The organism is Shigella sp. FC1567, from assembly GCF_001743015.1.
In the GTDB taxonomy this organism is placed as follows: domain Bacteria; phylum Pseudomonadota; class Gammaproteobacteria; order Enterobacterales; family Enterobacteriaceae; genus Escherichia; species Escherichia coli.
Window position 1 is genome coordinate 1 of the sequence record NZ_MIIV01000054.1, and the last position, 10,823, is coordinate 10,823.

Below are 10,823 nucleotides of genomic sequence, written 5' to 3' on the forward strand. Positions count from 1 at the left end.
TCAATCATCTGTACTCCAATGACTAGTCTAAAAACTAGTATTAAGACTATCACTTATTTAAGTGATACTGGTTGTCTGGAGATTCAGGGGGCCAGTCTACCGTGGCATGAACTGCCAACTTCACACAGAGGAAACAATCAGATGAGTTTGCCCTTACCTCAGAATTAACGAGCAGAATTGCCGGAGTAACAAAAAAGCGATAGATTACGCGCGGGTGCCTTTCGGCTGATGGTCGGAGGGAATACCTGAAGGCCAGATGTGGAAAGGCCCCGGAAAACATTTTTGTTTAACCGAGGCCCTAACCGTCTACCCTAAGCAAGTGATAGGTTAGCGCCTCCCCGAAAAAGGAGCAAGCGCTATGTCGCAAAAATCGCTTACGGCCATCACGTTCTGCGTGACGGCAATCCTCATCATCTGGATGCTGCACGGTTCGCTGTGCGAAATACGGATGAGCTTCTGGGGAGCGGAGTTTGCGGCGTTCTTACAGTGTAAGCAGTAAGGAAACCGCGACGGGGGAGCAATCCCCCGTCAATCGGTTGCCAGGGTAAGGTCGATAAGGCACCCTATCTCACAGACATGAACAACAAACCCGCAGCGTAAAAACTGCGGGGGTTCTTTTTGGTGTCCTCACCGACTTGAAACAGTGATCAGACTATAAGACAAAGCCCACAATGTAGCGGGCTTACTCCCCTCCCCCCACTAAATGTGGACGCATCGTGGAACGAAGAGATATAAAACATTATAAATCAATTAGTTATTGAAAGAAAAAAGGCCGCAGAGCGGCTTTTTAGTTAGATCAGATTACTCGTCTTTGGGCGAAGCGTTTTCGACCCGGCTTTTTAACTTCTGCCCGGGTCTGAAGGTCACCACGCGCCGTGCTGTAATGGGAATATCCTCGCCCGTTTTCGGGTTACGTCCCGGGCGTTGATTCTTATCACGCAGATCGAAGTTACCAAAACCAGAGAGTTTCACCTGTTCGCCGTTTTCCAGAGCGCGACGGATCTCTTCGAAAAACAGTTCAACCAGTTCTTTGGCATCCCGCTTGCTAAGCCCAAGCTTATCAAACAGATATTCTGACATTTCAGCTTTTGTAAGCGCCATAGGTTCAATCCCTCAATGATGCCTGGAATCGCTCTTTTAATGCCTCTACACATTTGGCGACGGTAGCGGCAATCTCCTCTTCTTCGAGTGTACGGCTGGTATCTTGCAGGATCAGGCTTATGGCGAGGCTCTTATACCCCTCCGCAACACCCTTACCGCGGTACACGTCAAATAAGTTTACGCCAACTACCTGATTTACGCCAACTTTCTTACATTCGGATAAAATATCCGCTGCGGGAACGTTTTCTGCGACCACCACCGCGATGTCACGACGGTTCGCCGGGAAGCGAGAAATCTCGCGCGCCTGAGGCACCACGCGGTCTGCGAGCTTGTTCCACTCCAGTTCGAACACCAGAGTGCGACCGTTAAGATCCAGTTTACGTTCCAGTTCAGGATGAACAACTCCAACAAAACCAATACGTTCCCCTTTCAGATAAATCGCTGCGGATTGCCCCGGATGCAGTGCCGGATTCGCTTCTGCACGGAACTCAACCTCATTCAGTTTACCGGTCAGGTCGAGAACGGATTCAAGATCGCCTTTCAAATCATAGAAATCAACGGTCTCTTTTGCCAGGTTCCAGTGCTCTTCGTAACGGTTACCGCAAATCACACCGGCTAACATCAGATCCTGACGAATGCCCAACGGTGCCTGAGTATCTGGTACGAAACGCAGACCGCTTTCGAAAATGCGCACACGGTTCTGCTGACGGTTCTGGTTGTACACCACGGTTGCCAGCAGGCCGGTCCACAGAGAAAGACGCATTGCTGACATTTCAACAGAGATCGGGCTTGGCAGCAGTAAGGCTTCAACGCCTGGATGGATCATCTGCTGCACTTTCGGATCAACGAAGCTGTAGGTGATCACTTCCTGATAGCCTTTGTCGTTGAGCAGCGTTTTCACGCGCTTGAGCGACAGGTCAGCTTCACGGTGAGTACCCATAATCAGGCTTGCCTGTACCGGCTCATCCGGGATGTTGTTGTAGCCGTAAACACGCGCGACTTCTTCGACCAGATCTTCTTCAATCTCCATATCGAAACGCCAGCTCGGCGCAACTGCCTGCCACTCGTCTTTGCCTTCGGTCACTTCGCAGCCGAGACGACGCAGAATGTCAGTTACCTGTTCATCAGCAATATGATGGCCGATCAGGCAATCCAGTTTGCTACGACGTAAAGTGATGGTTGCACGCTTCGGCAGCGTTGCTTCGTTGGTGATATCAATTACCGGACCAGCCTCACCACCGCAGATGTCGATCAGCAGACGGGTCGCACGTTCCATCGCTTTGTGCTGCAGTGCCGGATCAACGCCACGCTCATAACGGTGAGACGCATCAGTATGCAGGCCATGACGACGAGCACGACCGGTGATAGACAGCGGGCTGAAGAAAGCGCATTCCAGCAAGACGTTTTGCGTTTCGTCATTCACGCCAGAGTGTTCGCCACCAAAGATGCCGCCCATCGCCAGCGCCTTGTTGTGGTCGGCGATGACCAGAGTGTCAGCATTCAGCTTCGCTTCAGTGCCATCAAGCAGCACCAGCGTTTCGCCCTCTTTTGCCATCCGCACCACAATGCCGCCTTCAATGCGATCTTTATCGAAAGCGTGCATCGGCTGGCCCAGTTCGAGCAGTACATAGTTGGTGACGTCAACAACTGCATCGATAGAACGGATCCCGCAACGACGCAGTTTTTCTTTCATCCACAGCGGAGTTGGCGCTTTAACGTTAATGCCTTTTACCACACGGCCAAGATAGCGCGGGCAGGCTTCAGGCGCTTCGACTGTAATCGGCAACGTGTCGTCGATGGTCGCACCAACCGGAACGATTTCCGGTTCAACCAGCGGCAGCTGATTCAGCACGGCAACGTCACGCGCAACACCAATGATACCTAAGCAGTCGGCACGGTTTGGCGTTACGCTGATTTCGATGGTGTTGTCATCGAGTTTCAGGTATTCGCGGATGTCAGTGCCAATCGGCGCATCTGCAGGCAGTTCGATAATGCCGCTGTGATCGTCAGAAATTCCCAGTTCAGAGAAGGAGCACAGCATCCCTTCAGACGGTTCGCCACGCAGTTTCGCCGCTTTAATTTTGAAATCACCCGGCAGAACAGCACCAATGGTAGCTACCGCCACACGCAGGCCCTGACGGCAGTTTGGCGCACCACAGACGATGTCCAGCAGGCGATCGCCGCCGACATTCACTTTTGTCACACGCAGTTTGTCAGCGTTCGGATGCTGCGCACACTCAACCACTTCACCAACGACCACGCCGTGGAAGCTACCGGCAACCGGTTCTACACCGTCAACTTCCAGGCCCGCCATAGTGATTTGATTCGCCAGCGCATCGCTATCAATCGCCGGGTTCACCCATTCGCGTAACCACAGTTCACTGAATTTCATAATCTATTCCTGCCTTATTTAAACTGTTTGAGGAAACGCAGATCGTTTTCGAAGAATGAACGCAGGTCGGTGACGCCGTAACGCAACATAGTCAGACGCTCCATCCCCATCCCGAAGGCGAAACCAGAGTAAACTTCCGGGTCGATGCCAACGTTACGCAGCACGTTCGGATGCACCATCCCGCAACCCAGCACTTCCAGCCATTTACCGTTTTTACCCATGACGTCAACTTCTGCAGAAGGCTCGGTGAACGGGAAGTAGGAAGGACGGAAGCGAATCTGCAAATCTTCCTCAAAGAAGTTACGCAGGAAATCGTGCAGAGTGCCTTTCAGGTTGGTAAAGCTGATGTTGGTATCAACAATCAGACCTTCCATCTGATGGAACATCGGCGTGTGAGTCTGGTCGTAGTCGTTACGATAAACGCGGCCAGGCGCGATGATACGAATCGGTGGCTGCTGGGCTTTCATGGTGCGGATCTGTACGCCAGAGGTCTGGGTACGCAGCAGGCGGGTAGTGTCAAACCAGAAAGTGTCGTGGTCAGCGCGCGCCGGGTGGTGACCAGGAATGTTCAGAGCATCGAAGTTATGATAATCGTCTTCGATTTCCGGCCCGGTTGCCACGGTAAAGCCAAGCTCACCGAAGAAACTTTCGATACGGTCGATGGTACGGGTAACCGGATGCAGACCGCCGTTTTCAATGCGACGACCTGGCAGGGAGACATCAATCGTTTCCGCCGCCAGACGCGCATTCAGCGCTGCGCTTTCCAGTTCCGCTTTACGCGCATTCAGCGCCTGCTGAACCTGCTCTTTCGCTTCGTTGATAACCGCACCAGCTGCCGGACGCTCTTCTGGCGGCAGCTCACGCAGGGTCGTCATCTGAAGGGTTAAGTGCCCTTTTTTACCCAAATATTCGACGCGCACATTATCTAACGCGGCAACATCTGACGCCTGGCTAATGGCCGCCTTCGCACTGGCAACCAGTTCTGCGAGATGTGACATGGTTTTCCTCATTGTGTCAGTGGTGACACTGGTTCGTTGGACTTAGAGCCTATCCCATCAGGCTATTTTACTTGCCATTTTGGTCCCGGGCAGTGCTCGAAATTCTCACGTACTTAAATACGCTCCGGTTTCTCCGCGCTGGCCGTATCCAGACTGGCTGCGACAATTACGCCTGATAGACTGGCTTTTTATTTTTCAAAACGCGCATACAAAAAAAGCCTCCACTGGGAGGCTTTCAGGCGCTGTTTTCCGTTTCTCTTCTCACGCGCTAGCCTCCTGGATTCAGGTGCTAAAGTAAAAAAAGAAGCGGAAAATAGCAGCATTCATTGCTTGCGTTACCTTTTGGTACTCTTCAAAAGACCTTTATTGAAAAGGCTACGGCGATAAAAGTCAATGTTTTGATGGCGTTGAAACGAAAAGAGGGAGACTAGCTCCCTCTTTCAACTGGCTTATGCCAGAGCTGCTTTCGCTTTTTCAACCAGAGCGGTGAACGCTACTTTGTCGAATACTGCGATATCAGCCAGGATCTTACGGTCGATTTCAACAGAGGCTTTTTTCAGGCCATTGATGAATTTGCTGTAAGAAATACCGTTCTGACGTGCTGCTGCGTTGATACGTGCAATCCACAGTTGACGGAACTGACGCTTACGTTGACGACGGTCACGGTAAGCATACTGACCAGCTTTGATAACAGCCTGGAAGGCAACGCGGTATACGCGAGAACGCGCACCGTAGTAGCCTTTAGCTTGTTTCAAAATTTTCTTGTGACGTGCGCGTGCAATAACACCACGTTTTACGCGAGCCATATGTGCTCTCCTGTATCTATATTCTAATTAAAAAGTTAAAAACGTTAACGGCTTATGCGTACGGCAGGCACGCGATTACCAGGCCCAGATCGCCTTTGGAAACCATGGCTTTCGGACGCAGGTGACGTTTACGTTTGGTCGCTTTTTTGGTCAGAATGTGACGCAGGTTAGCGTGCTTGTGCTTAAAACCACCTTTACCGGTTTTTTTGAAGCGCTTAGCAGCACCGCGTACGGTCTTAATTTTTGGCATTTTAATAACTTCCACTTCGCATTGTTAATAAACGAAACAAAGGCGAACAAAGCCTGTGAAGCCCGAAGGCTCCACAGACAGTGCTACTTGAAGGCCTTACTGTTTCTTCTTAGGAGCGAGCACCATGATCATCTGGCGGCCTTCGATCTTCGTTGGGAAGGATTCGACCACTGCCAGTTCTTGCAAATCGTCTTTCACGCGATTAAGCACTTCCATACCGATTTGCTGGTGCGCCATCTCACGACCGCGGAAACGCAGCGTGATTTTGGCTTTATCACCCTCTTCGAGAAAGCGAATCAGGCTGCGGAGTTTTACCTGATAGTCGCCTTCATCTGTACCAGGACGGAATTTAATTTCCTTAACCTGGATAACTCTTTGCTTTTTCTTCTGTTCCTTAGAAGACTTGCTCTTTTCATAGAGGAATTTGCCGTAATCCATTATACGACAAACCGGCGGCTCGGCGTTAGGGCTGATCTCGACTAAGTCTACTCCGGCTTCTTCTGCTTTCTCCAGAGCTTCTCTCAGACTCACAATACCAAGCTGCTCGCCTTCCAGACCTGTTAAGCGAACTTCCTGGGCGCGAATTTCGCCATTGATACGGTTAGGGCGCGCCGTTTGAACTCGTTTTCCGCCTTTAATACCTTATTCCTCCAATTGTTTAAGACTGCGGCTGCGAATCTCTTGTTGCAACTTCTCGATCACTTCATTTACGTCCATGCTTCCCAGGTCTTTACCACGGCGGGTGCGAACGGCAACTTTGCCTGATTCCACCTCTTTATCACCACAGACCAGCATATATGGGACGCGACGCAAAGTGTGCTCGCGGATTTTAAAGCCAATCTTCTCATTTCTCAAGTCTGCTTTAACACGAATGCCCGCATTTGATAGTTTTTGCGTCAATTCGTTAACGTATTCAGACTGTGAATCGGTAATATTCATGATAACAACCTGAACTGGCGCAAGCCAGGTCGGGAAGAAACCAGCGAATTCTTCGGTCAGGATACCGATGAAACGTTCCATCGACCCCAGAATTGCGCGGTGAATCATTACCGGTACCTTACGCTCGTTGTCTTCGCCCACATAGGAGGCGCTCAGACGAGACGGCAAGGAGAAGTCCAGCTGTACTGTACCGCACTGCCATGCACGATCGAGGCAGTCATACAGGGTAAATTCAATTTTCGGACCGTAGAAAGCGCCTTCACCCAGTTGATATTCAAACGGGATGTTGTTTTCTTCCAGCGCAACCGCCAGGTCCGCCTCAGCACGATCCCACATTTCGTCGCTGCCAATACGTTTTTCAGGACGAGTGGAGAGTTTGACGACGATCTTCTCGAAGCCAAAAGTGCTGTACATATCATAGACTAAACGGATACATCCGTTAACTTCATCGCGAATTTGTTCTTCAGTACAGAAGATATGCGCGTCATCTTGGGTAAATCCACGCACGCGCATCAGGCCATGCAGCGAACCTGACGGCTCGTTACGGTGGCAGCTACCAAACTCGGCCATACGCAGCGGCAGATCGCGATAAGACTTCAGCCCCTGGTTGAAAATTTGTACGTGACCCGGGCAGTTCATCGGCTTAATGCAGTATTCACGGTTCTCAGAAGATGTGGTGAACATTGCATCTTTGTAGTTGTCCCAGTGACCGGTTTTTTCCCACAGGACACGGTCCATCATGAACGGACCTTTAACTTCCTGATACTGGTACTCTTTCAGTTTAGAACGAACAAACACTTCCAGTTCACGGAAGATGGTCCAGCCGTCGTTGTGCCAGAATACCATACCCGGCGCTTCTTCCTGCATATGGTACAGGTCGAGCTGTTTACCGATTTTACGGTGGTCGCGTTTCGCGGCTTCTTCCAGGCGCTGCAGGTAAGCGTTAAGTGCTTTTTTGTCTGCCCACGCCGTACCGTAAATACGTTGCAACATTTTGTTGTTGCTGTCGCCACGCCAGTAAGCCCCTGCCGTTTTCATTAGTTTGAAATGATGGCAGAAACGCATGTTCGGTACGTGCGGACCGCGGCACATATCGACATATTCTTCATGGAAGTACAGACCTGGCTTGTCATCATGGGCGATGTTTTCGTCAAGAATGGAGACTTTGTAGCTCTCCCCACGGTTGGCGAAAGTTTCACGCGCTGCGTGCCAGCTGACTTTCTTCTTAATGACGTCGTAGTTTTTCTCAGCAAGCTCATGCATCCGCTTCTCGAGTGCTTCGACATCTTCCTGGGTTAACGTGCGGTCAAGATCAACGTCGTAATAAAAACCGTTGTCAATAACCGGGCCGATTGCCATTTTGGTATGCGGCCAAAGTTGTTTAATCGCATGCCCTAACAGGTGCGCACAGGAGTGACGAATGATCTCCAGACCTTCTTCGTCTTTGGCGGTAATGATCGACAGTTGTGCGTCGTTTTCAATCAGATCGCAAGCATCAACCAGTTCGCCATTAACGCGCCCTGCGATACAGGCTTTCGCCAGACCTGGACCAATGTCCAGCGCAACATCCATGGGGCTTACAGCGTGGTCGTAATGGCGTTGGCTGCCATCAGGAAGAGTTATAACAGGCATTTTATATCCTTATTTGCAGTGGTGACCCACACGAAAGATCACATACAAAGAAAAATTTGTTTATTAACAGTTCATTGCGAAACCATCTAGCCAACAAATGCTAAATTGGTTCGCAATCAGGTACACAAATGAAAGACATTAACCTCTCACCTTCCACCCGGTTGAACGATGTTAACACTAAAAAAAGGGAGATTGTACCTTTCCGTTTCACATTGATTCGATTCGCAATTCGTTTGTAGTGAGTACACCAGCAAAACGCTTAAAGAACCACTGATAACATCACGGTGCGTCTGAAAGGTTTACTGCGAGCGGATTTACAGCAGCATAAACTGAATCCAGCAAAGTTCGTTGCGTGATTTGGCGGTAGTATTTAAACGATCATGAGATTAATGACGAAGTGGTCATATCACAATGATAAAAGTGACACAATTCTTATAGCAATTTTTCGTGCACATTTCGTTCTGGCGATAATAATTAATCATCATCCTCAAAACCTCCAGTATATATAAGGTGAATAGATTATGAGTCAAAACGATATCATTATCAGAACTCATTATAAGTCTCCTCATAGATTGCACATCGATAGCGACATACCAACGCCTTCATCAGAGCTTATTAATCAATTTGCGCGCCAACTCATCACCCTACTTGATACCTCTGACTTAAGTTCGATGCTGTCATACTGTATTACTCAGGAATTTACCGCAAACTGTCGAAAAATATCACAAAATTGTTACTCCACTGCCCTTTTTATCATTAACTTTGCCACTTCACCCATCCATGCAGAAAATATACTTATTACATTACACTATAAAAAAGAAATCATTCCCTTATTTCTGGAAACCACGCCTATTAAGGCTAACCATTTGTGAAGCATACTGGATTATATTGAGCAGGAACAGTTAACTGCCGAAGATCGTAACCATTGTATGAAACTGTCTAAAAAAATCCATAGAGAAAAAACTATACAACCAACAGTAAATCTCAATGGTAGTGCATGTTTTTTGCAATCTCCTTCTGACGCTATTTTTTGTCGCCATCTGTCATTGCAATACGCCCTTGATTCATTGAGAAATGGAAAAGGCAAAGTCAACCTGATTAAACATTACTCCTCCGTTGAATCCATACAGCAGCATGTCCCCTTAGTCCGGGATGCGGAGTTCAGAGCATTACTTCGCCATCCTCCTGCAGGGAGTCGCGTTATCGCGAGTAAGGATTTTGGCTTCGCTTTAGATATTTTCTTTTGTCGAATGATGGCAAACAATGTCAGTCATATGTCCGCGATTTTATATATAGACAATCATACTTTGTCAGTAAGGCTACGAATAAAGCAGTTAGTGTATGGACAATTAAACTATGTAGTGTCCGTCTACGACCCGAACGATACCAACGTTGCCGTCAGAGGCACCCACAGGACAGCACGGGGCTTTCTTTCGCTTGATAAGTTCATCAGTTCAGGTCCCGATGCTCAGACCTGGGCTGATAGGTATGTTCGCAACTGTGCAATTGCTATTCTGCCCCTATTACCTGTGGGAGTTCCAGGGGCTATTTTCGCGGGTATTGCATCACGAATGCCATTTGCCCCTATACATCCATCGGCAATGTTGTTAATAATGGCCACAGGCCAGACTCAACAGCTTATTACATTATTCAAACAGTTGCCCATACTCCCTGAAAAAGAAATCATTGAAATAATAACTGCGCAGAATAGCGTTGGTACACCTGCTTTATTTCTGGCTATGATGAACGGACATACTGACAACGTAAAAATATTTATGCAAGAAATTCAGTCACTGATATACAATCATATCATTCATGAAGATAATCTGGTTAAATTACTGCAAACTAAAAGTGCTAACGAAACACCTGGGCTCTATATCTCCATGTTGTATGGGTTCGATGAAACAATCGATATCTTTCTGAATGCATTAACCACTCCAATAGCACAAGAGCTTTTAAACAAAAAAATAGTGATGGATATTTTAGCAATGAAAACACGTGATGGTGAACTAGGGTTGTTTGCTGCAATGGAAAATAATCACCCTTTGTGTGTCACACGGTTCCTCTCTAAAATTAATGGCATCGCCTTTAAATACAAGTTGAGCAAAGCTAACATCATGGATTTATTAAAAGGCGCTACAGCACATGGAACCCCTGTATTATACATCGCCATGAGCAAGGGTAATGAAGACGTCGTGTTATCTTATATATCGACGCTGAATATTTTTGCAAAAAAATATTCTTTTAGTCAACGTCAGTTATTCACACTGTTGGCCGCTAAAAATCATGACAACATGTCAGCTGTTCATATAGCCATTCATCATAATCATTATAAAACTGTAGAAACATATTATGCTGCTATAAATGTAATCAGCCAAAGCCTGAGTTTTAGTGCTGATGAACTAAAGACGTATTTATAACCAACTATTGGTAATGCTGCCAACTTATTGATTTAGTGTATGATGGTGATTTTAAGGTGCTTGCGTGGCTTCCATTTCCATCAGATGTCCTTCCTGCTCCGCTACTGAAGGCGTGGTGCGTAACGGCAAAAGCACTGCCGGACATCAGCGCTATCTCTGCTCTCATTGCCGTAAAACATGGCAACTACAGTTCACTTACACCGCCTCTCAGCCCGGTACGCACCAGAAAATCATTGATATGGCCATGAATGGCGTCGGATGTCGCGCCAGTGCACGCATTATGGG

At 48.1% G+C, this 10,823-nt stretch carries 10 protein-coding genes, 2 pseudogenes and 1 other annotated feature; of the genes and pseudogenes, 4 read left to right on the top strand and 8 right to left on the bottom strand.

Annotation, left to right across the window (positions count from 1 at the left end):
* Positions 1–96: 96 nt before the first annotated feature.
* Positions 97–168, top strand: a pseudogene (locus BHE85_RS28345) (ogr/Delta-like zinc finger family protein); the annotation flags it as partial.
* Between the two features lie 190 nt (positions 169–358).
* Complete coding sequence (locus tag BHE85_RS04490) at positions 359–499, top strand: Hok/Gef family protein (RefSeq protein ID WP_000078916.1); 141 nt, start codon at positions 359–361, stop codon at positions 497–499.
* Positions 500–801: 302 nt separating this feature from the next.
* Here BHE85_RS04490 and ihfA read toward each other — a convergent pair whose 3' ends face one another.
* The 8 genes from ihfA to thrS all read right to left on the bottom strand — a co-directional run bounded on the left by ihfA (position 802) and on the right by thrS (position 8,118).
* Positions 802–1,101: an integration host factor subunit alpha gene (gene ihfA / locus BHE85_RS04495; RefSeq protein ID WP_001229265.1), complete on the bottom strand. Its 300-nt coding sequence runs from the start codon at positions 1,099–1,101 to the stop codon at positions 802–804.
* A 4-nt stretch (positions 1,102–1,105) separates the two neighbouring features.
* Entirely contained in the window at positions 1,106–3,493 is a 2,388-nt protein-coding gene (pheT, locus tag BHE85_RS04500) for a phenylalanine--tRNA ligase subunit beta (RefSeq protein WP_000672352.1), read from the bottom strand.
* A gap of 14 nt (positions 3,494–3,507) precedes the next feature.
* Positions 3,508–4,491, bottom strand: a complete 984-nt coding sequence (gene pheS, locus BHE85_RS04505) for a phenylalanine--tRNA ligase subunit alpha (protein ID WP_000018596.1) — start codon at positions 4,489–4,491, stop codon at positions 3,508–3,510.
* Between the two features lie 208 nt (positions 4,492–4,699).
* Positions 4,700–4,824 (bottom strand) — a sequence feature (Phe leader region).
* Complete coding sequence (gene pheM / locus BHE85_RS04510; RefSeq protein WP_001386830.1) at positions 4,774–4,818, bottom strand: pheST operon leader peptide PheM; 45 nt, start codon at positions 4,816–4,818, stop codon at positions 4,774–4,776. (Overlaps the previous feature by 45 nt.)
* 116 nt (positions 4,825–4,940) lie before the next feature.
* Complete coding sequence (gene rplT, locus BHE85_RS04515; RefSeq protein ID WP_000124850.1) at positions 4,941–5,297, bottom strand: 50S ribosomal protein L20; 357 nt, start codon at positions 5,295–5,297, stop codon at positions 4,941–4,943.
* A gap of 52 nt (positions 5,298–5,349) precedes the next feature.
* Positions 5,350–5,547 carry a 50S ribosomal protein L35 gene (gene rpmI / locus BHE85_RS04520; protein ID WP_001124225.1) on the bottom strand — a complete coding sequence of 66 codons (198 nt, stop codon included), beginning with the start codon at positions 5,545–5,547 and terminating at the stop codon, positions 5,350–5,352.
* A 96-nt stretch (positions 5,548–5,643) separates the two neighbouring features.
* Complete coding sequence (infC, locus tag BHE85_RS04525) at positions 5,644–6,186, bottom strand: translation initiation factor IF-3 (RefSeq protein WP_032324421.1); 543 nt, start codon at positions 6,184–6,186, stop codon at positions 5,644–5,646.
* 3 nt (positions 6,187–6,189) lie between these two features.
* Positions 6,190–8,118: a threonine--tRNA ligase gene (gene thrS / locus BHE85_RS04530; RefSeq protein WP_001144196.1), complete on the bottom strand. Its 1,929-nt coding sequence runs from the start codon at positions 8,116–8,118 to the stop codon at positions 6,190–6,192.
* Between the two features lie 521 nt (positions 8,119–8,639).
* Between thrS and espL1 the strand changes: the two are divergent.
* A pseudogene (gene espL1, locus BHE85_RS04535) lies at positions 8,640–10,538 on the top strand (type III secretion system effector EspL1).
* A 64-nt stretch (positions 10,539–10,602) separates the two neighbouring features.
* Positions 10,603–10,823, top strand: a 221-nt coding sequence (locus BHE85_RS04540) for an IS1 family transposase (protein ID WP_005004670.1), incomplete at its 3' end; no start/stop codon positions are given.

Bases quoted from the DNA above. Each gene is read 5' to 3' on its own strand.
- BHE85_RS04490 (WP_000078916.1), top strand. From the start codon at position 359: ATGTCGCAAAAATCGCTTACGGCCATCACGTTCTGCGTGACGGCAATC.
- ihfA (WP_001229265.1), bottom strand. From the start codon at position 1,101: ATGGCGCTTACAAAAGCTGAAATGTCAGAATATCTGTTTGATAAGCTT.
- pheT (WP_000672352.1), bottom strand. From the start codon at position 3,493: ATGAAATTCAGTGAACTGTGGTTACGCGAATGGGTGAACCCGGCGATT.
- pheS (WP_000018596.1), bottom strand. From the start codon at position 4,491: ATGTCACATCTCGCAGAACTGGTTGCCAGTGCGAAGGCGGCCATTAGC.
- rplT (WP_000124850.1), bottom strand. From the start codon at position 5,297: ATGGCTCGCGTAAAACGTGGTGTTATTGCACGCGCACGTCACAAGAAA.
- rpmI (WP_001124225.1), bottom strand. From the start codon at position 5,547: ATGCCAAAAATTAAGACCGTACGCGGTGCTGCTAAGCGCTTCAAAAAA.
- thrS (WP_001144196.1), bottom strand. From the start codon at position 8,118: ATGCCTGTTATAACTCTTCCTGATGGCAGCCAACGCCATTACGACCAC.